Origin of the sequence: Agrobacterium genomosp. 2 str. CFBP 5494 (assembly GCF_900013495.1) — a bacterium.
Classification (GTDB): Bacteria; Pseudomonadota; Alphaproteobacteria; order Rhizobiales; family Rhizobiaceae; genus Agrobacterium; species Agrobacterium pusense.
The window spans coordinates 294,032-318,094 of the sequence record NZ_LT009718.1 but is presented as its reverse complement, the minus strand read 5'-3'; the positions used below and the strand labels follow the sequence as shown (position 1 = coordinate 318,094).

Sequence of the window (24,063 nt, the reverse complement as noted above, 5' to 3'; positions counted from 1 at the left end):
ACGATAAATTTCGCGGAATTCGTGCTTTCCTCTTGCAGCAGCGATGTTCAATCGCTATTTTCGGGCCACTCATCTTCGTGGCATGTGAATTATTCAGTCATCTGCGGTCTTTCCCACAGCATCTGATTCGCGAACACGCCCTCCCCCGACATTACATTATTAAACGGTCTTCTCTTCATGGCTGAAATGAAGCTTCAGGAACTTAAGAGCAAATCGCCTACCGACTTGCTGACTTTTGCCGAATCCCTGGAAGTTGAAAATGCGAGCACCATGCGCAAGCAGGAGCTCATGTTCGCAATCCTCAAGGTTCTCGCGAGCCAGGACATCGAAATCATCGGCGAAGGCGTCGTTGAAGTCCTGCAGGACGGTTTCGGGTTCCTGCGATCCGCAAACGCAAACTATCTGCCGGGTCCGGACGATATTTACATCTCTCCCTCGCAGATCCGTCGGTTTTCGCTGAAGACCGGCGATACGGTTGAAGGACCGATCCGCGGTCCCAAGGAAGGTGAGCGCTACTTCGCCCTTCTGAAGGTCAACACGATCAATTTCGACGATCCCGAAAAGATCCGCCACAAGGTCCATTTCGATAATCTGACGCCGCTCTATCCGAACGAGCGGTTCAAGATGGAGCTTGATGTTCCGACATCCAAGGATCTGTCGTCGCGGGTTATCGATCTCGTCGCACCGCTCGGCAAGGGCCAGCGTGGCTTGATCGTTGCACCGCCACGTACCGGTAAAACGGTTCTGCTGCAGAACATTGCCCATTCGATCACGGCAAATCACCCGGAATGTTACCTCATCGTTCTTTTGATCGACGAGCGTCCGGAAGAAGTCACCGACATGCAGCGTTCGGTCAAGGGAGAGGTTGTATCCTCCACCTTCGATGAACCAGCGGTACGCCACGTACAGGTCGCTGAAATGGTCATCGAAAAGGCGAAGCGCCTCGTTGAACATGGCCGCGACGTCGTCATTCTGCTCGATTCCATAACCCGTCTTGGTCGCGCCTATAACACCGTCGTTCCCTCTTCCGGCAAGGTTCTGACCGGTGGTGTGGACGCCAACGCCCTGCAGCGGCCGAAGCGCTTCTTTGGCGCCGCCCGTAATATCGAAGAAGGCGGCTCGCTGACGATCATTGCGACCGCGCTGATCGACACTGGCAGCCGTATGGATGAAGTCATCTTCGAAGAGTTCAAGGGTACGGGTAACTCGGAAATCGTGCTTGACCGGAAGGTAGCAGACAAGCGTATCTTCCCGGCGCTGGATATTCTGAAATCTGGTACCCGTAAGGAAGACCTTCTGGTGCCGCGCCAGGATTTGCAGAAGATTTTTGTTCTTCGCCGTATTCTCGCGCCGATGGGAACGATGGACGCCATCGAGTTCCTCATCGATAAGCTGAAGCAGACTAAAAACAATTCGGATTTCTTCGAATCGATGAACACTTGAACCGGAAATTAGCCGGATTCACCTGAGGTCGTTAAAGCCGCATTCGTTTATTCGAATGCGGCTTGACTGTTTTGATCGAGGTGCGCCATGCCTTCCCCTGATACGATATATGCACTTTCGAGCGGCGCCCTCCCGGCGGGGGTGGCCGTCGTGAGGATCAGCGGACCCATGTCTTTCGCCATGCTGACAGAATTGACCGGACGAGAGCTTCCGGCACCACGAAAAGCCAGGCTGAGTTTGATTCGGAATCGAAACAATGAGACCATCGACCAGGCGCTCGTTATGTCGTTCCCGGCACCACATTCCTTCACAGGTGAGGACTGCGTTGAAATCCAATGCCATGGAAGCCGCGCAGTCATTGCCTCGATTTTTGCTGAGTTCGAGCGGTTCCCGGATGTACGTCCCGCGGAGGCCGGGGAGTTTTCGCGCAGAGCCTTCGAGAATGGCAAGATGGACCTTCTTGAAGTCGAAGGTTTGGCCGACCTGCTTCAGGCTGAAACGGAGATGCAGCGTCGTCTGGCGGTTGAACAGAGTACAGGCAATCTTTCGGCTCTTTATGACGGATGGGCTCAGCGCCTGACGCGTGCGCGTGCGCTGATCGAGGCGGAGCTCGACTTCGCCGACGAGGAGGATGTCCCGGATTCCGTATCTGGACAGGTATGGGAGGCGATGAGACAGCTGAAAGCGGAAATCGCCTCCCATCTGGAGGCCGGCGGAAACGGCGAGATTATCCGGGACGGTTTCAAGGTGGCGCTCATCGGAGAACCCAATGCCGGGAAATCCACGCTGCTGAATTCGTTAGCTGGCCGGGATATCGCCATCGTCACCGACATTGCCGGCACGACCAGGGACGTATTGAGCGTGGACATTAACCTTGAGGGCTATCTGGTACGAATATTCGACACGGCAGGCCTGAGGGAAACGTATGATGTGGTGGAACAGGAGGGTGTGCGGCGCGCTGTTTCGACATCGGAGACTGCGGATCTCATTCTGGTGCTGCAGGATAACGATTCGTTTCCGAAACAAACCATCGCATCACTGTCTGCAAAGCCGCATCTGCGCGTCAGGACCAAGGCGGCGTTGTCGTCTTCGACGACTAGAGCTGAGTTCGATCTGGCGATCTCGGCGAAAGAAGGGACTGGTCTCGATGAATTGCGGTTCTTGATAAAGCGGGAGATTGAATCGCGATTGCAAGGGGTCCAGACTTTGGTGCCCGCCCGGGCTCGCCATAAAAAACGACTTGAAGAGACGCTTAACTATGTTAGTGATGCGCTCGATTCTGAAGCCATGGATCTTGCTATAAGGTCGGAATATTTGCGGCTCGCAGCGACATCGCTTGGTCGTATTACAGGACGCGTCGATGTTGAAGATTTGCTGGGCGTCATCTTTTCAGAATTCTGCATAGGAAAATGATTCACGTGAAACATGGGCCGCGGACGCGCGGTTAGATCAGAACAGGGCGCAGATAGATGCACCAGTCATTTGATGTCGTTATTATAGGTGGTGGACATGCCGGCAGTGAAGCGGCTGCGGCTGCGGCTCGCCATGGTGCAAAAACCGCGCTCGTGACCCATAAACGCGACACCATCGGTGTCATGTCCTGCAATCCAGCAATTGGCGGGCTTGGAAAAGGCCATCTCGTTCGCGAGATCGACGCCCTGGATGGTTTGATGGGTAGGGTAGCTGACGCTGCCGGTATTCAGTTTCGCATGCTCAATCGCAAAAAGGGTCCGGCAGTGCGCGGTCCCCGCACCCAGGCGGATCGCCGTCTTTACCGTGAAGCAATGCAGGGTGAAATTGCAAATATCGAGAATCTTACCATTATTGAGGGCGACGCTTTTGATATTGAGATGACGAATGAGCGAGTGGCTGCTGTCGTCATGGCGAATGGTAGCCGGATTCCCTGCGGTGCCGTGGTACTGACAAGTGGTACTTTCTTGCGTGGCCTTATTCATATCGGCTCCGAAAAGGTACCGGCCGGCCGTGTGGGTGAAGAACCGTCAATCGGCCTTTCCAACACTCTATCGCGGCTTGGTCTTCGCATGGGCAGACTTAAGACGGGCACGCCTGCCCGTCTGGACGGGCGAACAATCGACTGGAGCGGTGTTGATCGACAAGGCGCAGACGAAGATCCTGTGCCCTTCTCCTTCATGACCGACAATATCGTGAATCCGCAAATCGAATGTGGAGTTACCAGAACCACATCAGCCGGACACAGGGTCATTCAAGAGAATATCCATCTTTCAGCAATGTATTCGGGTCAGATCGAAGGCGTCGGTCCGCGTTATTGTCCGTCGATTGAAGACAAGATTACCCGATTTGGCGAGCGTGATGGTCATCAGATATTTCTGGAGCCCGAGGGACTGGATGATCATACGATCTACCCTAACGGAATTTCAACGTCGCTTCCCGCATCTGTCCAGGAACAGTTCATCCACACCATACCCGGTCTCGAGCGGGTTGCGATCTTGCAGCCGGGTTACGCGATCGAATATGACTATGTCGACCCGCGAGAACTCAAGCCCTCCCTCGAGTGTCGCAAGATTACGGGACTATTCCTCGCGGGGCAGATCAACGGCACAACCGGATATGAAGAAGCAGCTGCTCAGGGGCTCGTCGCCGGCCTCAATGCCTCTCTTTATGCAAGCAACAGCAATCCGCATTATTTCAGCCGGACGGAATCCTACATCGGCGTCATGATCGATGATCTGACATCCAAGGGTGTCAGCGAACCCTACCGAATGTTTACGTCAAGAGCGGAATACAGGCTTTCGTTACGGGTCGATAATGCCGATCTGCGGCTAACTCCAGTCGGTCAGCGGGCGGGAATCATCAGTTATCACCGTCAAAAGCGATTCGATAATTTTATAGAAGAACTCGGTCGGGGTCGTGACTTGCTGAAGACCCTCACGATCAGCCCTTCGCAGGCAGCAAAACAGGGATTAAAGCTCAATCAGGACGGACAACGCCGCTCCGTTTACGAATTGCTCGCCTATCCTGATATGTCGCTTGATGTCCTCAAACAGCACTGGCCCGAGTTGGGCGGGCTTCCCGAGAAAATTGCGGATGTGCTGCAAATCGAGGCTGGTTACGCTGTGTATATGCAGCGCCAGAGCGCCGATATCGTGGACATCAAACGGGACGAAGACCGAAAGATTCCTGACGATTTCGATTTTCAAAGCCTGTCCGGCCTTTCCAATGAGTTGAAACAAAAGTTGGAAAAGGCCCGTCCAGAAAACATTGCCCAGGCCGCACGTGTTGACGGTATGACGCCGGCTGCGATATCGCTGCTTCTCGCCCTTCTGCGGAAAAACTCTTCTACGCAGAATGAAAAATTGCGTCTGCACCAATAGCGAGTCGGATTATGAAGATAAACGGCCAGAGTGTTTCACGTGAAACACAGGAGAAGCTCGAGCATTTTGTCGAGCTCTTCAAGAAGTGGAATAAGACCACCAATCTGGTGGCCCCGTCCACTCTTACAGAACTCTGGAGCCGCCACATTGCCGACAGTGCCCAGATATTTCATCTCTCTCCTTATCCTCAAAGATGGGTGGATCTGGGCAGCGGTGGGGGTTTTCCCGGTGTCGTCACGGCCATATTCCTCTCTGAAATTGGCGGCGGCTGGATCGATCTGGTGGAAAGTAACAATAAGAAGGCCGCATTTCTCCGGATAGCGCTAAAGGAAACCGGCGCGCGTGGAGCGGTTCATCCCGTGCGAATTGAGAAAGCACCTGCCATTCTCGAGACGTGCGATTCTGTGTCGGCCCGCGCACTGGCGGAGCTGGATTTGCTTTTCGACTATATCCATCCCTGGGCCACAAAAAATCCCGATCTCAAGGCATATTTCAATAAAGGCCGGGATTATGAATCCGAAGTGCAGAAAGCACATGGTCGCTGGCAATTTGATCTGGTAAAACATCGGAGTGCCATTGAGGCAGATTCTGTTGTTCTTGAAATCAGCAACCTCGCTCTGAGGCGCTGACAAGCTGGCCAGGTGCGGCATGACTTTGGAAAAAAACCGGATTATCGCAGTAGCAAACCAGAAGGGTGGGGTTGGTAAAACAACGACTGCTATCAATCTGGCCACAGCGCTGGCAGCCATCGGTGAGCGGGTATTGATAGTTGATCTGGACCCGCAGGGTAACGCCAGCACCGGGCTGGGGATCGACCGGCGAGAGCGGAAGCTCTCCTCTTATGATCTCCTGGTCGGTGATCACAATATTGCGGAAGTGGCTGTCCCAACCGCCGTTCCAAATCTCGATATCGTGCCATCGACGATGGATCTGCTTGGTTTCGAGATGCAGGTTGCTACCGTTGCCAATCGCGTCTTTCTTCTGCGTGAAGCGATGGAGACGACAGAGGCTAGAGGCTATTCTTATATTCTTGTCGACTGCCCCCCTTCCTTCAACCTCCTGACGATGAACGCAATGACGGCCGCGCATTCCGTGCTGGTGCCATTGCAATGCGAGTTTTTTGCGCTGGAAGGCCTTAGCCAGTTGCTTGATACAGTCAGCCAGATAAGAGGGTCGGTCAATCCGCAGCTCGATATCCAAGGGATTGTTCTGACGATGTTCGATGCACGCAATAATCTGGCGCAACAGGTTGTCTCGGATGTCAGGACACATCTCGGAGAAAAGGTTTACCATACACTCATTCCGCGCAATGTTCGCGTTTCCGAGGCCCCATCTTATGGTAAGCCGGCAATTCTTTATGATTTGAAATGTGCTGGTAGTCAGGCCTATCTGCAGCTCGCATCGGAAGTGATCCAGAGAGAGCGTTTGCGTAAAGCCGCCTGACGTCTGCCGCAATCTACGGAGTGATATCTTATGAGTGATGATCTTTCCAAGCGCCGGCTGGGACGTGGTCTCGCGGCCTTGATCGGCGAAATGGACCAGCCTGTACCCGTGGGTGAACCCCAGCGTACTGTCAGCGCTGATCGCACCATTCCGATAGAGTTCATTGCTCGTAGCCAACGGAACCCACGTCGTCATTTCGATGAAAATGAGCTGCAGGATTTGGCCGCGTCCATCCGGCAGCATGGCATTGTTCAGCCTGTGGTGGTACGGACGGTCGGAGTCAATCGATACGAGATTATTGCCGGTGAAAGGCGCTGGCGCGCTGCGCAGCTGGCCGGCTTCACCGACGTGCCTGTTATCGTTCGTGATGTGGATGACCGGACGGCGCTCGAGTTGGCCATCGTCGAGAACGTCCAGCGCTCAGACCTCAATCCGCTGGAAGAGGCGATGGGTTATGAGCAGCTGATCGCGGAACACGGTTACACTCAGAACGATCTCGGTGAGATTATCGGCAAGAGCCGAAGCCACGTCGCCAACAGCCTTCGGCTATTGAAACTTCCGGACCCGGTACGCGACATGCTCGCGGATGGTTCGCTTTCCGCAGGTCACGCGCGGGCGCTCGTTTCCACTTCCGATCCGGCGAATCTCGCACGCATGATTGTTTCCAAGGGCTTGTCGGTCCGTGATGCCGAGCGATTGGCTCAGAACGACATCAAATCGCAGGGCGAAGCTACGGAAAAGCGCCCTGCCGCGGAAAAAGATTCAGATACGGTCGCACTGGAGCGCAGTCTTTCTGATGCCCTCGGTCTTGACGTAAAGATTAACCACAAGGGCGGATCGGGGCAAATCCGTATCGCCTACCGCACGCTCGAGCAACTTGAGGCAGTGTGTCGCTTGTTGGAAAATAAACAATAAGTACTTGTTTTAATTTAAAAATACCCGCCTTTGGCGGGTATTATCGTTATGGCGACCGCCTAAAAATCTATTGCGCGGCCCTTTATTTCGTAGTCGCCGAAACGAACCGGTTCGGCGCCGCCGCGGCCACCGGTTTCCGGCGGTAACTGTAGATCTGCCTGTTGTTTGCGCCGTTCTTCTGCTTCTTTCAGGGCCCGCTCAGCCGCAGGCGATAGCCGCCTCCGCTGCTCCGCGCCGTTGTCGTTATCCGCATCCTGCATGAGAAATCCTCCCTATAACGGGATATTGAAATATGTTTGCCGTTTCCCAGATTATATACCCATAAGAATTTTTTACACCCCGGAATTATCCGGCGATGAGAATTCCGGCCACGACAGGGAGATTTCAGCGGATGAACATGATGCGCACGGCAATGCTTCTGGCCTTCATGACGGCATTGTTCATGGGCGTCGGTTTTCTGATAGGGGGCAAGGGCGGCATGATGATTGCTCTCGTCATGGCTGCCGGCATGAATCTTTTTTCCTACTGGAATTCAGATAAGATGGTTCTCTCGGCCTATCATGCCCGGGAAATCGATGAGGCGAATGCGCCTGAGTTCTTCCACATGATCCGCGATCTCTCACACAATGCCGGCCTGCCCATGCCGAAGGTCTATATTTATGACAGCCCGCAGCCAAACGCCTTTGCGACGGGAAGGAACCCGCAAAACGCCGCTGTTGCTGCTTCAACGGGTCTGCTGGAGCGTTTGACGCCCGAGGAAGTGGCCGGTGTGATGGCGCATGAACTGGCGCATGTGCAAAACCGGGATACGCTGACAATGACAATTACCGCTACGCTGGCGGGTGCGATTTCCATGCTCGGCAACTTCGCGTTCTTCTTTGGCGGCAATCGGGAAAACAATAATAACCCTCTCGGATTCATCGGCGTCCTGGTTGCGATGATCGTCGCACCGCTTGCCGCAATGCTGGTCCAGATGGCGATCAGCCGGACACGCGAATATTCCGCCGACCGGCGTGGCGCTGAAATCTGTGGCAATCCTCTCTGGCTTGCATCGGCGTTGCAAAAGATTTCCGGCATGGCGCAGCGTATCCACAACGACGACGCGGAGCGCAATCCGGCAACAGCGCATATGTTCATCATCAACCCGCTCTCGGGTGAACGTATGGACAATCTCTTCTCCACGCACCCGAATACGGAAAACCGGGTGGCGGCGTTGCATGCGATGGCACAGGAGTTTTCCCCGCGAGGATCGACGCCGCCGCCATCGGGTGATAGACCTCAGCGCAAATCGGGTTCGGTTCCCAAGACAGGCTGGGGACGGGGCAATGAAAATGAGCGCAAGGGACCTTGGTCTTGACATCAGATATTCAAAATAAGCCGTCACGGTCCAAAAAACCGAGGTTGGCGCAAGGCGGGGGCCGTGAAGACGGCCCTTCGTCTTTCCAGGACAAACCCGGTCTTCCTGCGCGCATAGCTGCCGCCCGCATATTGGCCGCCGTTCTGGAAAAGAAAACCTCGCTGGACGGTATGCTGGACAGCGAAAATGGCAATCCTGTTTATCGCGCGCTGTCGCCCGCGGACAGAGCGCTGGTGAGAGCCATCGTCAATAGCGCGCTTCGTCACCTCCCTCGGATCGAAACGGCGCTGTCAATGCTGCTGGATGGCCCGTTGCCGCAGGGTGCGCGGTCATTGCACCACATTCTCGTCGTTGGCGCGGCGCAAATGCTCTACCTTGATGTCCCGGATCACTCGGCCGTCGATCTCGCTGTCGAGCAGGCGCATCGTGATCCACGCAACAGGCGCTTCGTAAAGCTGGTCAACGCGGTTCTGCGACGGCTGGGTCGTGAGAAGGCCGAAATCGAAAAGGCCGTCGCCAGTGTGTCGGTCCTGCCGGACTGGTTCTACGCAAGGCTGGTTTCGGCCTATGGGCATGAGGTGGCGCAACGCATCTCTGACGCGCAGCTCACACCTTCTTCCATCGACCTCACCGTCAAGGCCGATCCTGCCCTCTGGGCTGAGAAGCTGGGCGGAACCGTCATGCCGAATGGCAGCGTGCGCCTGGGTGAATTTGAAGGCCAGATACCTTCTCTTGAAGGTTTTGCGGAAGGTGCCTGGTGGGTGCAGGATCTTGCAGCCAGCATGCCCGTGCGATTAATGGGAGATATCTCAGGCAAGCGTGTCGCCGATCTCTGCGCCGCTCCGGGCGGCAAGACGGCCCAGCTTGCACTTGCGGGTGCGAAAGTGACGGCGCTGGATCAGTCTGGCAATCGTCTTCGTCGCCTGAGGGAAAATCTCGACCGGCTTGGCCTTCAGGCTGAAACGGTTGAGGTCAATATGTTGAAGTATCAGCCGGAGCAGCTTTTTGACGCCGTTCTACTCGACGCACCCTGCTCTTCAACCGGGACATTGCGCAAACATCCCGATGTTTGCTGGACGAAGGACGAGGCCGATATTGCCAAGCTGGCTGCTCTGCAGGGCCAGATGTTGCGGCACGCGCTGACGCTGGTTGCACCAGGCGGTATCGTGGTGTTTTCCAATTGCTCGCTCGATCCTTCCGAAGGTGAGGCGATGATTGCCGAAGTCCTGGCGGAAAATCCCGATGTAGAACGTGTCGCCGTCCACAGTGAGGATTGGCCGGGAATGGAAGCGGCGATCAACGCCGAGGGTGACCTTCGCACCACGCCCGACATGTTCGGGGGGGTCGATGGGTTTTTTAGCAGTGTCTTGCGTAAGAAGTAGAAAAAAGCCAAGCTTTCGCGAATCATTGGATAATTGTCGATAACGTTCCGGTCATCACGGTTCACTGATAAAAACAAAACATGTGAAACGGGAAACACAGCTTGTTAGGGTCCTTTGCAGGCAGCATGAATGCCGCCGGTCTTCTTTCGCGGATGGCGTATCGCCATCTGTGTGTCGGCCTCACGCCGTTACGTCTGCATGTTTCACGTTTTGCCAATCGTGCGCCGGAGGGGCTGGTTGCGGCACCGACGGATCTTCGGGCAATCGATCCCTATTTTGCCGAGGAGTTGCTGCGCGGCCGTATCGCGCTTGCCGGCCGTGTCATGGAAACCGGTGGCCACTCGCCTTTTCAGGTGGAATATCCTTCGCTTGTTTTTGAAGAGCGGCTGCACGCGTTTAGCTGGCTGCGCCACATCCGTTCCGACAGATCGAGCGAGGCATGCAGGAAGGCCCGCCGTATCGTCGCCGAATGGATGGCCATCCATGGCAAAAAGCTTGCGGGGGTTGCGTGGGCTCCGGAAATCGCGGCGCAGAGATTGATCGCCTGGCTTTCCCACTCGCCCGTGGTCCTATACGAAGCAGATGCGGGGTTTTATCGCCGGTTTCTGAAAAGCCTGGTCTTTCACGTGCGTTACCTCGAGAAAATCGTTAGGCACGCGCCGGATGGGGAGGTGAGACTGCGGATCAGGATCGCGCTTGCCATGGCTTCTATCGCCATGCCCACCCGGATGTCGCGGATCGCGCGGCACGGAATGAAGCTGGCTCAGGAAATGGAGCGGCAAATCCTGCCCGATGGCGGGCATGTGTCCCGCAATCCGCGCGTGATGCTGGATCTGCTGCTCGACCTTTTGCCCCTTCGACAAAGCTATATCAATCTCGGCCATGACCTACCCTCCGGGCTGGTTCCTGCGATAGACCGCATGTTTCCGGCGATACGGTTTTTTCGGCACCAGGGCGGCGATCTCGCCTTGTTCAACGGCGCAACAGCCACGCTCGCCAATGAGCTTGTTTCGGTGCTCCGTTATGATGAGACAGCGGGCCGGCCTTCAAAGGTTTTGCCGGATGTGAATTATCACCGCCTTGCCGCGGGCGAAACGGTGGTTATCGTGGATACGGGCTATCCTGGCTCGGCCGAGCTTTCACGTAACGCGCATTCGGGCTGCCTCTCTTTCGAGATGTCATGCGGAAAAAACCGCTTCATCGTCAATTCCGGGTTTCCGCGAAATGCGGCGCCTGAATATCAACGGGCTAGCCGGTCGACCGCTGCTCATTCCACCGTCACGCTCGCCGACACGTCTTCATGCAGACTGTCGCGGTCCAGATTACTCGGACCGATCATGGTTTCCGGTGTCAGCCAGGTCGATAGCCGGCGTGAAACGGGCGCAAACGGCAATGATGTCCTGTGGGCGGCGCATGACGGATATCTTCACAACTTCGGCTGTTACCACGAACGGGAGATAGAGCTGAATGCCGCCGGCACCAAGATAAAGGGTCGTGACCTGCTAAGGGCCGATCACAATGCCGCAAACGCGCAGACCCAGTCGGTCTCGGCGGTTTCGCGTTTCCACATCCACCCCCATATCCAGCTGCACCAGCGGGATGATGAGTCAATTTATCTTGAGGCCGCGGACGGAACCACCTGGCTGTTGACGGCACCGGGGTTGGAGCTTTTCGTGACCGAGGACGTGTTCATGGCCGATGCGTCCGGCATGCGGCCATCGCAGCAGATCGAGCTACCGTTCAATCTCGCCAACACGCGGGAAATTCGTTGGCTTATCGAGCGTCAGGCCTGAGCGTTTCCCTCTGGAATTCGGCAAAAATACCCTAGTTTTTATCCTTCGACGTCCCCGCTGTTTATTCTTGCGGTAAGCTGTGTTAACGCGGCGGCAATTGCTGGAAAACCCGTTCCAGCCTGTCCTCCCCGTTTAACGGAGTATATTCGATGGCCGTCGTATCCAAAAAAATTCCCGCTCCCGACAAGGTCAAAATTCGCACGGCGCTTCTCTCCGTGTCCGACAAGACCGACATTATCGAGCTGGCGACAGTTCTCTCCAAACTCGGCGTCAAGCTGCTCTCGACGGGCGGAACGGCAAAGGCTATTGCCGATGCGGGTCTGCCGGTGACGGATGTCTCCGAGGTCACCAATTTTCCCGAGATCATGGATGGCCGCGTCAAGACCCTGCATCCCAACGTGCATGGTGGGCTTCTGGCAATCCGGGATGATGCCGAACATGTGGATGCGATGAAGGCTCACGGTATTGAGGCCATCGATCTTTCTGTCATCAATCTTTATCCGTTCGAGGACGTTCGCGCCAAGGGCGGCGATTATCCGACCACGGTGGAAAACATTGATATTGGTGGTCCGGCCATGATCCGGGCATCGGCGAAGAATCATGCCTATGTGACCGTGGTGACCGATCCGTCCGATTATCCTGATCTGGTTGAAGCCCTGCAGGCCGATGACGGACAGACAAGCTATGCGCTGCGCCAGCGCTTCGCCGCCAAGGCCTATGCCCGCACGGCTGCTTATGACGCAATGATTTCCAACTGGTTTGCCGAGGCGCTCGCTATCGAAACCCCTGACTACCGCGCCATTGGCGGCGTGCTGAAGGAAAAGATGCGTTACGGCGAAAACCCGCACCAGAGCGCCGGTTTTTATCTGACCGGAGAAAAGCGGCCTGGCGTGGCAACAGCGACGCTTCTTCAGGGCAAGCAACTGTCCTACAATAATATCAACGACACCGACGCCGCCTACGAACTGGTTGCGGAGTTCCTGCCGGAAAATGCGCCGGCCGTTGCAATCATCAAGCACGCCAATCCCTGTGGCGTCGCGACCGGTCCGACGCTTGCAGAAGCCTACCGGCGAGCGCTGGCATGCGATTCCGTCTCGGCCTTCGGTGGCGTCATCGCTCTCAACCGCACGCTTGATGCGGAAACGGCGGAGGAGATCGTCAAGCTTTTCACTGAAGTCATCATCGCACCTGATGTTACAGAAGAAGCAAAATCGATCATTGCCCGCAAACCTAACCTGCGACTTCTGGCAGCCGGCGGCCTGCCTGACCCGCGCGCGGCCGGCATTACCGCAAAGACGGTTTCGGGCGGCCTTCTGGTCCAAAGTCGCGATAATGGCATGGTCGAAGATCTGGATCTCAAGGTCGTCACCAAGCGCGCGCCGACGGCGCAGGAACTTGAAGACATGAAGTTTGCCTTCAAGATCGCCAAGCACGTGAAATCCAACGCCGTCATCTACGCCAAGGACGGCCAGACAGCGGGTATCGGCGCCGGCCAGATGAGCCGTGTCGACTCAGCCCGTATCGCGGCTCAGAAGGCCGAAGATGCCGCCAGGGCTCTCGGTCTGGCTGAACCGCTGACCCGTGGCTCTGCCGTCGCTTCGGAAGCCTTTTATCCCTTTGCCGATGGCCTGCTTGCGGCGATTGCCGCTGGCGCGACTGCCGTTATTCAGCCCGGCGGTTCCATGCGCGATCAGGAAGTGATCGACGCTGCCAATGAGCACGATGTTGCGATGGTCTTTACTGGCATGCGTCACTTCCGCCATTAAGCGCGATATGATCAGAAATGAACAAGGCCCGAAGAGCGATCTTCGGGCCTTTTTGTTTCACGTGGGACAGTGGCGTGAGGGGCTCAGGTCACTGCGCCGACCTGCCAGGGCACGAATTCATTATCGCCATAGTCGTAGATCTCGCTGACAGTCTTGTTGCCGGAGGCCACCGCTATGATGTGTTCGAAAATTCTTTCGCCGGATTCTTCGATTGTTTCGTTCCCGGTAACGATCTCGCCGCAGTTCAAATCCATATCTTCCTTCATGTGTTCATACATTTCGGAATTTGTGGCGATCTTGATGCATGGCGCAGGCTTGAAGCCGGAAACCGAGCCGCGGCCGGTGGTGAAACAGATGACGTTACAGCCGCCGGCAACCTGCCCTGTCACGGCGACAGGGTCGTAACCGGGTGTGTCCATGAAGACGAAACCGTGCTCCGTTACTGTCTCCGCAAATTCGTACACCGCCTTCAACGGCATGGATCCGCCCTTGGCGACCGCGCCCAGCGATTTCTCCAGAATGGTTGTCAGGCCGCCAAGCTTGTTGCCGTGAGAGGGGTTGTTGTTGAGTTCATCGCCGTTACGAGCCGTGTAATCACGCCACCAGTCGATGCGCTGCAAAAGCTTTTCGGCGACGGCAGGGGTGATGGCGCGCTTGGTCAAAAGATGTTCGGCGCCGTAAATCTCCGGCGTTTCGGAGAGAACTGTGGTGCCGCCATTGCGGACGATGAGGTCGGAGGCATATCCGAGGGCCGGGTTGGCGGAAATGCCGGAGTATCCGTCGGAACCGCCGCATTCCAGCGCCACTTTCAGCTTTGAAAGCGGCTGTTCCGTACGGCGTGCGGCATTGACCATCGGCAGCATGGCCTTAATCTCGGTAATTGCCGCGTCGATCGTTTTGCGGGTGCCGCCATGCTGCTGGATTGTCATGGTGCGCAGCCGGTCGCCCTCCTCCATCTTGTAATGTTCGAGGATAGGCGCGATCTGGTTGGTCTCACAGCCCAAGCCGATCAACAGGATGCCACCAAAATTGGGATGGCGGGCATAGCCTTGGATGGTGCGGATCAGCAGACGGTAGCCTTCCGATTTTGTATTCAGCGCGCAGCCGCCGCCGTGGGTCAGCGCCACGACGCCATCGACGTTGTCGAAACCATCAAGGCCGCCCTGCTTGTTGAAATAATCGGCGATATAGCGCGACACCGTGGCGGAACAGTTCACAGAAGCGATGACGCCGATATAGTTTCTCGTTCCGACACCGCCGAGGCCACGGTCATATCCCATGAAGGTACGGCGCTCGGCTTCCGGCACCATGCCCTTCTCCTCAATGTCGACGCTGAACTGATGCGCGTGTTCGGAAGGCACCATGGCAAGATTGTGCAGGTGCACGTGCCGGCCAGGTTCGATGTCCTGGGTGGCGATGCCAATCACCTGCCCGTATTTCAGCACCTCATCTCCGGATCTGATGAATTTAAGGGCCACCTTGTGCCCGCGCCCAATCAATTCGAGCGCCGCCAGATCGCCCCTGCCCGTCGCGCCGCCCGCCGGGATGGACCGACGCGCCACCGCAACGTTGTCGTTGGCGTTCAGCAAAATGGTTGCCTCGGAATTCTCACTCACGGATGTTCCTCCTCCCGGTATATTGCCTGCTATGTTCCTGAATTAGTTTTCGACCCAGCGTCTCTTAGAACCTTCCAGATGGGTATGCATGGCGGCCTGCGCCAACAGCGGGTCTTTCAGTTCAAGCGCGGCGAGAATGGCCTCGTGTTCCTGAAGAGCATGGGTCCAGGTATCGCGGTCTTCAAACTTCACGCGGAGCTGGGCCGAAATGGGGCTATGGCGCTCATCGAAAAGGTTGGCCACCATTCGGGCTAAAACGCTGTTACCGGATTGCTCGGCTATTGTGACGTGAAACAGCCGGTCCTGATCCAGCGGCTTGCGACCGGCCTCTATTTCCCTCTGCATGGTATTGAGTATCTGGCGCAGGGTCGCGATCGCTTCATCGGTCATCCGGCTTGCCGCCAGCACGATGGTGGCACCCTCCAATGCGGCGCGCGCCTGCATCAGTTCGGAGGGGCTGTCGCCAAGCGATTTGGTATGGTGGGTCGTCTGCAGCGCTTCCGCCGAAACATAGACGCCGGAACCCATACGAATTTCCACTGTGTTGTCGATCTCAAGCGCAATCAGGGCCTCGCGCAACGAAGGCCTCGATACACCGAGCTTCTGAGCCAGTTCCCGCTCAGCGGGAAGCCGCGTACCGGGCAGGAATTCACCCAGATCGATGAGTTCGCGTATCTGGTCCGCAATCTGCTGATAAAGCCTGCGCGGATCCGCTATTTTGGCCTGACCACTCATGAGTTTTACGACAAGTCCTGTCCGAAGTTCATATTTGGCCTTACCGTAGCGCCAAGCGTATCAATACGCAAGAAATTACTTAAATACGTGAAATTACATGTTTTTTACAGAAGCAGTTTAGATATGAAATTTTCGCTATGAGTCCGGATTCGCAAATTGTCAGCTAATTGGCTTGACCATTTAAAAAAACCGGCCTAACCATTTGACCTGTTCATGACCCCGGTGGAGCGGGGATACGGGTGGGAGGTTTCCAGATGTCGCAGGGCGCATCGACAATTCGGGGCGAGTACTCGCCTGAGGAGATGGCGCGCGCGGAGCGTTCGGCCCTTCTGCGTCTCGAAAATATCAGCAAGGAGTTCCCGGGCGTCAAAGCCTTGTCGAATGTGCATTTCGATCTGCGCGGCGGCGAGGTGCATGCTGTCTGTGGTGAGAACGGGGCGGGAAAATCGACGCTGATGAAAATCATCAGCGGTGTGTACCAGCCAAGTGATGGCACCATCCTGCACAAGGGCGTGAAGGTGCAATACGCCTCCCCGCTCGAGTCCGAAGCTGCCGGCATCGCCATCATCCACCAGGAACTCAATCTCGTTCCGCATCTTTCCGTCGCCGAAAACATCTATCTTGCGCGCGAACCGCGTCGCGGTTTCCTGGTTGACCGCAAGAAGCTGCGCCTCGATGCCAAGCGCTGTCTCGACCGGCTGGGTGTCGATATCGATCCGGATCAGATCGTCCGCGGCCTCTCCGTCGCCCAATGCCAGATGGTGGAAATCGCCAAGGCGCTCTCTCTTGATGCTGAAGTGCTCATCATGGATGAGCCGACCTCTTCTCTGACGGAGCAGGAAACCCGCCTTCTCTTCAAGGTCATCAGAGACCTCAAGGCTTCCGGCGTCGGTATCGTCTATATTTCTCACCGTCTCGACGAAATGGCCGAGATCGTCGATCGTGTGACGGTCTTGCGCGACGGACGTTATATTTCGACCGACGACTTCGCCTCCATCACCGTTGATGACATCGTCACGCGTATGGTCGGGCGTTCGCTGGAGGATAAATTCCCCGAGCGCACGTCGCGCCCGACGGACGATATCATCTTCTCCGTCGATGGGCTGACCCGCAACGGCGTGTTCAGCGATGTCAGTTTTTCGCTTCGGCGCGGCGAAATCCTGGGTTTTGCCGGCCTTATGGGCGCAGGTCGAACGGAAGTCGCGCGGGCGATTTTTGGGGCGGACCCGCTCGATGCCGGCAAGATCACCTTCAATGGGCGCGAGCTTTCGATCAGCTCACCGCAGGATGCGATTGAAGAAGGCATCGCCTATCTCTCGGAAGACCGGAAAAGCGACGGCCTCGCCATCAAGATGTCGGTGGCGGCCAATACGACGCTCGCCAATCTCGGCGAACTTTCCAACCGTTTTGGCCTGATCGACTTCAGGAAACACGACGAGGTCACCAAGCGATACGTCGACCTCTTGAATATCCGCACGCCTTCCATCGAGCAGACCGTGCGCCTGCTATCGGGGGGGAATCAGCAAAAGATCATCATCGGCAAGTGGTTGTTCCGCCAATCCCGTATCCTGTTCTTCGATGAGCCTACACGTGGCATCGATGTCGGTGCGAAATTCGCGATCTACAAGATCATGGATGAGCTGGCCGCTCAGGGCATCGGCGTCATTCTCATCAGTTCGGAACTGCCGGAAATTCTGGGGCTGACGGACCGCATCGCGGTTTTCCACCAGGGCCGGATCACGGGCGTGCTCGAAACCGCCAAGACCAATCAGGAAGAAATCATGCGGTATGCGTCCGGTTACGGCCGGGCCGCGCAGTGAGGAACGACATGGCCAATATTGCAGAACCCAAAAAGGGCTTCGCTGTCAGCGATCGCCAGAAGGACATCATCCAGAAATTTGCCGCGCTCGGCAGCCTGTTCGCCCTTGTCGCGGTGTTCTCCGCCACCAGCAGCGCCTTTTTTACCGTCAATAACGGCATGACGATCGCGTTGCAGGTCACGTCCATCGCTCTGCTCGGCATTGGCGCCACCTGTGTCATCATCACCGGCGGCATCGACCTTTCCGTCGGTTCGGTGCTGGCTCTCGCAGGGGTTGTTGCCGCTCTTGCGGTGAAGGAACTCGGCATGCCGGTGCCGGTCGGCATGCTGCTCGGCATTCTGACGGGTTCGCTCTGCGGGCTGATCAACGGGCTGCTGGTCACGCGCTTCAAGCTGCCGCCCTTCATCGCCACGCTCGGCATGATGCTGATTGCCCGCGGTGTGGCATTGCAGATCACCGGTGCGCGCGCCGTGTCCGGCCTCGGCGAATCCTTCGGCGAACTTGGCAACGGCGCCCTTTTCCGCATCGTCAATATCGGTGATGATGGCTTTCCGAATGTCGTATTTCCAGGCATCCCCTACCCTGTCATCCTGATGGTGGTGATTGCGCTTGCGGTGTCCTTCATGCTCAACCGCTCGATCCTCGGCCGCCACATCTATGCCGTGGGCTCCAATGCAGATGCCGCACGTCTTTCCGGCGTCAACGTCGCCCGCGTCACCAACTTCACATACATCCTCTCCGGTACGCTTGCCGGGTTGACGGGCTGCGTTTTGATGTCGCGCCTCGTTACCGCCCAGCCTAACGAAGGTGTGATGTATGAGCTGGATGCCATTGCCAGCGCGGTTATCGGCGGCACATCGCTGATCGGCGGCGTGGGCACGATTTCAGGCACGGCCATCGGCGCCTTCGTCATCGGCATCCTGCGCAACGGTCTTAATATGAATGGCGTCTCTGCCTTCACGCAACAGATCATCATCGGCCTCGTCATTCTGGTCACCGTCTGGATAGACCAGTTGCGCAACCGCCGCTGATCAAAGGGCTGCGGACCCTTTCCGCAAAAAAGATCGGCAGGGGAGGCCCGGTACACCGACATCACGGAGGAAGAAATGAAGAAAATTGCGACTGCCCTTCTGACATCCGCAATCGCGCTGTGGAGCGTTTCCACCGTGCAAGCCGGTGAAATCGCCGTCATCGTCAAGACCGTCAATTCGACCTTCTGGCAGAACGTCCAGAAGGGCGCCGATGCGGCCATGAAGAATTCTTCAGGCAACACCATGACCTTCCAGGGTCCGGCTGCGGAATCGGCCATTGCCGACCAGGTTAACATGGTTGAGAACGCCATCAACCGTAAGGTCGCCGGCATCGTGCTTGCACCTTCCGATCCGGACGCGCTGGTGCCTGCTGTCAAGAAGGCCTGGGAAGCCCGTATCCCCGTCGTTCTCATCGACTCGCAGCTCGCCAAGGGCTCTGAGCAATATTACCAGTCGTTCCTCGCGACCGATAACAAGAAAGCCGGCGAACTGGCAGCGCAGGCGTTGATCGACAAGGTGGGCAAGGAAGGCAAGATCGCCGTCATGTCCTATGTCGCCGGGGCTGGTTCTGAAATCGGCCGCGTCGGCGGTTTCACCGATTACATCCAGATGAACTCAAACCTGAAGATCGTCGGCCCGTTCTACTCGCAGTCGCAGATGGCGACCGCGCTGAACCAGACGACTGACGTTCTGGCCGCCAATTCGGACCTGAAGGGCATTTTCGGCGCCAATGAGCCGACGGCCATCGGCGTTGGCCGTGCGCTCGCCCAGTCAGGCAAGGCCGGCAAGGTCGTCGCCATCGGCTTCGACGGCAACCAGGATCTGCAGAACTTCGTGAAGGACGGCACGCTCGCCGGAATCGTGGTTCAGGGCTCCTATCAGATGGGTGAAAAGGGCGTCGAAACCGTCACCAAGCTCATCAACAAGGAAAAGGTCGAGAAGTTCGTCGACACCGGCGTCGTTGTTGTCACCAAGGACAATATCGAAAAGCCGGAAGCAAAGAACGTTCTTTACTGATCAAGCGATGACGCGCCGCTTCACCGGCGGCGCGTCTTTCCAAAGGCAAGCTGGAAAGTCTCCGCGATGAAAGTCTCCGATACACGTAAATTGCCGCGCCGCGCCGTCGACGTTACCGTCATGGGTCTCGGTTGCGCCCAGATGGGCAATCTCTACCGCGTTACGCCATATGAAGAGTCCAAGGGAGCGTTTGACAAGGCATGGGAAAGCGGCATGCGTTATTTCGATACCGCGCCGTTTTATGGATATACGCGGTCGGAGCGTCGCCTGGGGACCATGGTGACGGAGCATGACCGGAGCGAATATACGCTGAGCACCAAGGTCGGTCGCGTCATGGTTCCCGATGAGACCGTGGGCCCGGAAGAGGATGCCTATATTGCGCCGCTACCCTTCCGCCCGCTCTATGATTATTCCTATGATGGCATTCTACGCTCTTTCGAGGCCAGCCAGCAGAGGCTCGGCGTTCTGAAGCCGGATATTCTTTATGTGCACGATATCGGCTCCTACACCCATGGCGAAAAGCACCAGCATTACTGGGAGCAGCTGACTGCTGGCGGCGGCTTCCGGGCGCTTGGCAAGCTGCGCGAGGAAGGTTTAACTGGCGCTATCGGCCTTGGCGTCAACGAGTGGGAAATTGTGAACGACGCCATGGATGTCTTTGACATCGACGTCGCCATGCTTGCCGGCCGCTATACGCTGCTGGAGCAGCAGAGCCTTGCTTTCATGAACCGCTGCGCCGAAAGCGGTGTCGGCATCGTTGTCGCCGGTGCTTTCAATTCCGGCATTCTCGCGGGCAACCGCAAATTCAATTATGCCGATGCGCCTGCCGATATCCTTACGCGGGTTGATGCGCTGCAGGGTGTCTGCGAAGAAGTCGGTGTGTCGCTGCAGGCGGCTGCATTGCAATTTCCGCTGGCCCATCCGGCTTCGGTCACCGTCGTCTCGGGCGCGCGGAATGCGCAGCAGCTCGCTTCCAATATCGAATGGTTCGAACAATCTATTCCGGATGAGTTCTGGGCGGAACTGCACAGACGCGGTCTGATCGCCGAAGGTGCGCCGGTGCCGGGCGGAAAGGCCTGAGGCAATGCTTATCGACGCCCACCAGCATTTCTGGTTAATGAAGGACCGTGCCGGCCAGTGGCCGCCGCCGTCGCTCGCCGCCATCTACCGGGATTTTCTTCCAGCGGATCTGTCGCCATTGCTGGCCGCGGCCGGAATTTCCGGCACCGTGCTGGTTCAGACGATGGAGACGGCTGCTGATACGGATTTCATGCTGGCGCTGGCGGAAGAAACAGATTTCATCAAAGGTGTGGTCGGCTGGGTGGACATGAAGTCTCCCGATGCTGCAACGGAAATCGCCCGCCGGGCAAAACATCGGGCGTTCAAAGCCGTGCGCCCGATGCTGCAGGGCATGGAAGACGTGGCATGGATCGATGATCCGCTGCTCGACCCCGCCGTGGCGGCGTTGGTGAACCAAGGCCTGGCGTTCGATGCGCTGGTCCTGCCGCCCAATCTGCCGCATCTCCTCGCGTTTGCCCGGCGTCACCCGCAATTGCCTGTTGTCATCGACCATGGTGCCAAGCCGCTGATTGCGACCGGCCACTACAGCGCCTGGCGCAAGGATATGGGCGCTTTGGCGGCTCTTCCCAATGTCCATTGCAAGCTCTCCGGCCTTCTGACCGAGCGCGGCGATCAGCGACCGGAAGCGGTGCGGCCCTATGCCGAGACGATTCTGGAGTTGTTCGGCGCAGACCGGGTGATTTTCGGCAGCGACTGGCCGGTTTTGCGACTGGCGGGCGATTATCAGGAATGGCTGGGCTTCTGTCGCGATATCGTGCCGGCAGCGGACCATGCGGCAGTCTTCGGCGGTAACGCCATTCGTTTTTACTCCCTTTCCCACAGGTGATCCATGCTGGCGATTTTCTGCGACACTCCCGGTCAACTCAGCGCCAAGGATCTGCCTAAACCTGTGCGTGGCGAAGGTGAGGTGCTGGTGCGCGTCCGTCGCATCGGGGTTTGCGGTACGGATCTCCACATCTTCACCGGCAATCAGCCTTACCTCTCTTATCCGCGGATCATGGGCCATGAGCTCTCCGGTACGGTTGAAGAGGCGCCGCAAGGCAGCCATCTGTCGGCCGGCGACGTTGTTACCATCATTCCGTATATTTCTTGCGGGAAATGCAGCGCCTGCCTGAAGGGCAAGAGCAATTGCTGCCGCAATATCGGCGTGCTCGGCGTTCATCGTGATGGCGGCATGGTGGAATATCTGAACGTGCCGCAGCAATTCGTGTTGAAGGCTGAAGGGCTGAGCCTCGACCAGGCGGCGATGACCGAATTTCTGGCTATCGGCGCGCATGCGGTGCGCCGTGGCAACGTCGAAAAAGGACAGAAGGTTCTGATCGTCGGCGCCGGACCGATCGGCATGGCGGTAGCGGTTTTCGCGGTTCTCGATGGCGGCGAAGTCACGATGATCGATGGCCGCACCGACCGGCTGGATTTTTGCAAGGAGCATCTCGGCGTCGCCCATACAGTGACGCTTGGGGACGGTGACAAAGATCGTCTTTCCGAGATTACCAACGGTGATTTCTTCGATGCGGTCTTCGATGCGACCGGTAATCCTAAAGCCATGGAGCGCGGCTTTTCCTTCGTCGGCCATGGCGGTTCGTATGTGCTTGTTTCCATCGTCGCGAGCGATATCAGCTTCAACGATCCGGAGTTCCACAAACGTGAAACGACACTGCTCGGCAGCCGCAATGCGACGCCGGCGGATTTCGAACGCGTGTTGCAGGCATTGCGGGAAGGGAAAGTACCTGAGGCGCTGATTACGCACCGTATGACGCTTGCCGACGTGCCATCGCAGTTCGCAGGGCTGACAGATCCGAAAGCCGGAGTCATCAAAGGCATGGTGGAGGTCGCATGACGCCCGAGACGCCCATCCTGCAATTCGGTACCAGCCGCTTTCTTCTTGCGCATGCGGACCTCTTTGTTTCGCAAGCGCTGGAAAAGGACGAGGCTATCGGTCGCATCGCGATTGTCCAGACGACCGGCAATGCGGAAAGCCTGAAGCGTGTCGCGGCGCTGAATAGTGGCGCGCCCTACCCCGTGCGCGTTCGCGGCATCCGTGACGGGCGGAACGTGGATGAGGAAATTGAGGGCAAGGCTGTCACGCGGGCCCTGACCTCGGCAACTGAATGGGAGGAAGTACGCCGCCTCGCCTGCGAAGCTGCTGTCATCTTGTCCAATACCGGAGACCGCGGTTATGAGCTTCATTCTGCGGATGGCGCAGATCTCGCGGCGGATTTTACGGCCGTCCCGAGGAGCTTTCCGGCGAAACTCTGCATTTTGCTGCTCGAACGTTTTCAGCGCAATCCGGAAGCGCCCGTGTCCATCTTTCCTTGTGAACTTGTGCCGCGTAATGGCGAAAAGCTGAAAGAGGTCATTCGCCGGCTTGCCGATGAATGGCAATTGCCAGCGGGTTTTGCCTTTTACCTGAACGAAAAGTGCCGTTTCGCCAATAGCCTGGTCGATCGCATCGTTTCCGAGCCTATCGATCCGGTAGGTGCAGTGGCGGAGCCTTACGCGCTCTGGGCGATCGAAAAGCAGGACGGGCTTGTCCTGCCCTGCACTCACCCTGCCGTGGTGCTGACGGACGATCTCGACCACTATGAAAAGCTGAAGCTCTTCCTGCTCAATCTCGGCCATTCCTATCTGGCGGAACGCTGGTTACAGGATGCGCGGGCGAAGGACGAGACGGTGCGCCAGGCAATGGACGACAGTGCACTCGTCGCGGATCTGGAAACGTTATGGCGCGACGAGGTTCTGCCGGTCTTTATTGCTGAAGGCATGGGAAATGATGCGCAGGCCTATATCGGCGTGCTGCGGGAGCGTTTGTGCAATCCCTTCCTTGCCCATCGACTGGCCGATATCGCCGGTAATCACGATGAGAAGAAGCGCCGACGCTTTGCTCCGGTCATTGCCGCAGCGGACCGGCTGGGATTGAGCCTGCCGCAATCAAAGCTGCGTGCGGCGCTTGCCACAATCAGAAAGTAACGGAGTTTTTCATGCAGCGTATGGGAATGGTCATAGGCGTCAAGCCGGAGATGATCGCGGAGTATAAAAGGCTGCATGCCGCCGTCTGGCCGGAAGTTCTGGCGCTGATCAGCGATTGCAATATCCGTAACTACACGATTTTCCTGCGGGAGCCGGAAAACCTGCTGTTTGGCTATTGGGAGTATCATGGCACCGATTTCAGCGCCGATATGGCGAAGATGGCGGCAAGCCCCAAGAACCAGGAATGGTGGTCTTTTACCATTCCCTGCCAGAAACCGCTCGAAACCCGCAGGGACGGCGAGTGGTGGGCTATGATGGAAGAGACCTTCCACCACGACTGAA

General features: G+C 57.1%; 21 protein-coding genes. 18 read left to right on the top strand and 3 right to left on the bottom strand.

The genetic code is table 11. The annotated features are described in order from the left end of the window. Positions 1–177: 177 nt before the first annotated feature. The 6 genes from rho (at position 178) to AGR2A_RS01395 (ending at position 7,154) form a co-directional block, all read left to right on the top strand. Complete coding sequence (gene rho, locus AGR2A_RS01420; RefSeq protein ID WP_004444236.1) at positions 178–1,443, top strand: transcription termination factor Rho; 1,266 nt, start codon at positions 178–180, stop codon at positions 1,441–1,443. Between the two features lie 87 nt (positions 1,444–1,530). Then, on the top strand, positions 1,531–2,856 hold the full coding sequence (gene mnmE / locus AGR2A_RS01415) for a tRNA uridine-5-carboxymethylaminomethyl(34) synthesis GTPase MnmE (protein WP_072495216.1): 1,326 nt from the start codon (positions 1,531–1,533) through the stop codon (positions 2,854–2,856). A 56-nt stretch (positions 2,857–2,912) separates the two neighbouring features. Further along, positions 2,913–4,796: a tRNA uridine-5-carboxymethylaminomethyl(34) synthesis enzyme MnmG gene (gene mnmG, locus AGR2A_RS01410; RefSeq protein ID WP_080822356.1), complete on the top strand. Its 1,884-nt coding sequence runs from the start codon at positions 2,913–2,915 to the stop codon at positions 4,794–4,796. An 11-nt stretch (positions 4,797–4,807) separates the two neighbouring features. Next, a complete protein-coding gene (rsmG, locus tag AGR2A_RS01405; RefSeq protein WP_072495214.1) occupies positions 4,808–5,425 on the top strand; it encodes a 16S rRNA (guanine(527)-N(7))-methyltransferase RsmG in 618 nt (205 codons plus the stop codon). A 19-nt stretch (positions 5,426–5,444) separates the two neighbouring features. Beyond that, positions 5,445–6,239: a ParA family protein gene (locus AGR2A_RS01400; RefSeq protein ID WP_006700257.1), complete on the top strand. Its 795-nt coding sequence runs from the start codon at positions 5,445–5,447 to the stop codon at positions 6,237–6,239. Positions 6,240–6,269: 30 nt separating this feature from the next. Continuing rightward, positions 6,270–7,154, top strand: coding sequence for a ParB/RepB/Spo0J family partition protein (locus AGR2A_RS01395; RefSeq protein ID WP_004444225.1), 885 nt, complete (start codon positions 6,270–6,272; stop codon positions 7,152–7,154). A gap of 59 nt (positions 7,155–7,213) precedes the next feature. On the opposite strand, the gene AGR2A_RS01390 is transcribed toward AGR2A_RS01395, so the two are convergent. Next, a complete protein-coding gene (locus AGR2A_RS01390; RefSeq protein WP_004444223.1) occupies positions 7,214–7,414 on the bottom strand; it encodes a DUF1674 domain-containing protein in 201 nt (66 codons plus the stop codon). A gap of 131 nt (positions 7,415–7,545) precedes the next feature. Here AGR2A_RS01390 and htpX point away from each other — a divergent pair, with 131 nt between their 5' ends. The 4 genes from htpX to purH all read left to right on the top strand — a co-directional run bounded on the left by htpX (position 7,546) and on the right by purH (position 13,452). Then, positions 7,546–8,511 (top strand): zinc metalloprotease HtpX, encoded by a 966-nt coding sequence (htpX, locus tag AGR2A_RS01385; RefSeq protein ID WP_004444222.1) that lies wholly within the window; start codon positions 7,546–7,548, stop codon positions 8,509–8,511. Next, positions 8,508–9,893, top strand: a complete 1,386-nt coding sequence (locus AGR2A_RS01380; RefSeq protein WP_072495213.1) for an RsmB/NOP family class I SAM-dependent RNA methyltransferase — start codon at positions 8,508–8,510, stop codon at positions 9,891–9,893. Before htpX ends, AGR2A_RS01380 begins: the two co-directional genes overlap by 4 nt. A 125-nt stretch (positions 9,894–10,018) precedes the next feature. Beyond that, positions 10,019–11,686, top strand: coding sequence for a heparinase II/III family protein (locus AGR2A_RS01375; protein ID WP_072495212.1), 1,668 nt, complete (start codon positions 10,019–10,021; stop codon positions 11,684–11,686). A gap of 149 nt (positions 11,687–11,835) precedes the next feature. Then, on the top strand, positions 11,836–13,452 hold the full coding sequence (gene purH, locus AGR2A_RS01370) for a bifunctional phosphoribosylaminoimidazolecarboxamide formyltransferase/IMP cyclohydrolase (RefSeq protein ID WP_006700260.1): 1,617 nt from the start codon (positions 11,836–11,838) through the stop codon (positions 13,450–13,452). Between the two features lie 83 nt (positions 13,453–13,535). On the opposite strand, the gene AGR2A_RS01365 is transcribed toward purH, so the two are convergent. Continuing rightward, complete coding sequence (locus AGR2A_RS01365) at positions 13,536–15,068, bottom strand: UxaA family hydrolase (RefSeq protein ID WP_080822354.1); 1,533 nt, start codon at positions 15,066–15,068, stop codon at positions 13,536–13,538. A gap of 42 nt (positions 15,069–15,110) precedes the next feature. After that, a complete protein-coding gene (locus AGR2A_RS01360; protein ID WP_072495210.1) occupies positions 15,111–15,803 on the bottom strand; it encodes a FadR/GntR family transcriptional regulator in 693 nt (230 codons plus the stop codon). 254 nt (positions 15,804–16,057) lie between these two features. Between AGR2A_RS01360 and AGR2A_RS01355 the strand changes: the two genes are divergently transcribed. The 8 genes from AGR2A_RS01355 to AGR2A_RS01320 all read left to right on the top strand — a co-directional run bounded on the left by AGR2A_RS01355 (position 16,058) and on the right by AGR2A_RS01320 (position 24,062). After that, positions 16,058–17,623 (top strand): sugar ABC transporter ATP-binding protein, encoded by a 1,566-nt coding sequence (locus AGR2A_RS01355; RefSeq protein WP_072495209.1) that lies wholly within the window; start codon positions 16,058–16,060, stop codon positions 17,621–17,623. A gap of 8 nt (positions 17,624–17,631) precedes the next feature. Then, positions 17,632–18,654 carry an ABC transporter permease gene (locus tag AGR2A_RS01350; RefSeq protein WP_004444206.1) on the top strand — a complete coding sequence of 341 codons (1,023 nt, stop codon included), beginning with the start codon at positions 17,632–17,634 and terminating at the stop codon, positions 18,652–18,654. A gap of 75 nt (positions 18,655–18,729) precedes the next feature. Beyond that, positions 18,730–19,671, top strand: a complete 942-nt coding sequence (locus AGR2A_RS01345; RefSeq protein ID WP_004444202.1) for an ABC transporter substrate-binding protein — start codon at positions 18,730–18,732, stop codon at positions 19,669–19,671. A 66-nt stretch (positions 19,672–19,737) separates the two neighbouring features. Beyond that, positions 19,738–20,751 carry an aldo/keto reductase gene (locus tag AGR2A_RS01340; RefSeq protein WP_072495208.1) on the top strand — a complete coding sequence of 338 codons (1,014 nt, stop codon included), beginning with the start codon at positions 19,738–19,740 and terminating at the stop codon, positions 20,749–20,751. A 4-nt stretch (positions 20,752–20,755) separates the two neighbouring features. Then, a complete protein-coding gene (locus AGR2A_RS01335) occupies positions 20,756–21,577 on the top strand; it encodes an amidohydrolase family protein (protein WP_037090068.1) in 822 nt (273 codons plus the stop codon). Positions 21,578–21,580: 3 nt separating this feature from the next. Further along, the gene (locus tag AGR2A_RS01330) at positions 21,581–22,591 is read left to right on the top strand and encodes a zinc-binding alcohol dehydrogenase family protein (protein WP_072495207.1); all 1,011 of its coding nucleotides are present in this window, start codon (positions 21,581–21,583) and stop codon (positions 22,589–22,591) included. Further along, entirely contained in the window at positions 22,588–23,721 is a 1,134-nt protein-coding gene (locus AGR2A_RS01325) for a mannitol dehydrogenase family protein (protein WP_072495206.1), read from the top strand. The genes AGR2A_RS01330 and AGR2A_RS01325 overlap by 4 nt, the downstream gene beginning before the upstream one ends. 11 nt (positions 23,722–23,732) lie before the next feature. Beyond that, positions 23,733–24,062, top strand: a complete 330-nt coding sequence (locus AGR2A_RS01320) for an L-rhamnose mutarotase (protein ID WP_006700267.1) — start codon at positions 23,733–23,735, stop codon at positions 24,060–24,062. Position 24,063: the final 1 nt, after the last annotated feature.

Bases quoted from the DNA above. Each gene is read 5' to 3' on its own strand.
- AGR2A_RS01320 (WP_006700267.1), top strand. From the start codon at position 23,733: ATGCAGCGTATGGGAATGGTCATAGGCGTCAAGCCGGAGATGATCGCG.
- AGR2A_RS01350 (WP_004444206.1), top strand. From the start codon at position 17,632: ATGGCCAATATTGCAGAACCCAAAAAGGGCTTCGCTGTCAGCGATCGC.
- AGR2A_RS01335 (WP_037090068.1), top strand. From the start codon at position 20,756: ATGCTTATCGACGCCCACCAGCATTTCTGGTTAATGAAGGACCGTGCC.
- AGR2A_RS01395 (WP_004444225.1), top strand. From the start codon at position 6,270: ATGAGTGATGATCTTTCCAAGCGCCGGCTGGGACGTGGTCTCGCGGCC.
- AGR2A_RS01400 (WP_006700257.1), top strand. From the start codon at position 5,445: ATGACTTTGGAAAAAAACCGGATTATCGCAGTAGCAAACCAGAAGGGT.
- AGR2A_RS01360 (WP_072495210.1), bottom strand. From the start codon at position 15,803: ATGAGTGGTCAGGCCAAAATAGCGGATCCGCGCAGGCTTTATCAGCAG.
- AGR2A_RS01340 (WP_072495208.1), top strand. From the start codon at position 19,738: ATGAAAGTCTCCGATACACGTAAATTGCCGCGCCGCGCCGTCGACGTT.
- mnmG (WP_080822356.1), top strand. From the start codon at position 2,913: ATGCACCAGTCATTTGATGTCGTTATTATAGGTGGTGGACATGCCGGC.
- rho (WP_004444236.1), top strand. From the start codon at position 178: ATGGCTGAAATGAAGCTTCAGGAACTTAAGAGCAAATCGCCTACCGAC.
- purH (WP_006700260.1), top strand. From the start codon at position 11,836: ATGGCCGTCGTATCCAAAAAAATTCCCGCTCCCGACAAGGTCAAAATT.
- mnmE (WP_072495216.1), top strand. From the start codon at position 1,531: ATGCCTTCCCCTGATACGATATATGCACTTTCGAGCGGCGCCCTCCCG.
- AGR2A_RS01390 (WP_004444223.1), bottom strand. From the start codon at position 7,414: ATGCAGGATGCGGATAACGACAACGGCGCGGAGCAGCGGAGGCGGCTA.
- AGR2A_RS01355 (WP_072495209.1), top strand. From the start codon at position 16,058: ATGTCGCAGGGCGCATCGACAATTCGGGGCGAGTACTCGCCTGAGGAG.
- AGR2A_RS01325 (WP_072495206.1), top strand. From the start codon at position 22,588: ATGACGCCCGAGACGCCCATCCTGCAATTCGGTACCAGCCGCTTTCTT.
- rsmG (WP_072495214.1), top strand. From the start codon at position 4,808: ATGAAGATAAACGGCCAGAGTGTTTCACGTGAAACACAGGAGAAGCTC.
- AGR2A_RS01330 (WP_072495207.1), top strand. From the start codon at position 21,581: ATGCTGGCGATTTTCTGCGACACTCCCGGTCAACTCAGCGCCAAGGAT.
- AGR2A_RS01345 (WP_004444202.1), top strand. From the start codon at position 18,730: ATGAAGAAAATTGCGACTGCCCTTCTGACATCCGCAATCGCGCTGTGG.
- htpX (WP_004444222.1), top strand. From the start codon at position 7,546: ATGAACATGATGCGCACGGCAATGCTTCTGGCCTTCATGACGGCATTG.
- AGR2A_RS01375 (WP_072495212.1), top strand. From the start codon at position 10,019: ATGAATGCCGCCGGTCTTCTTTCGCGGATGGCGTATCGCCATCTGTGT.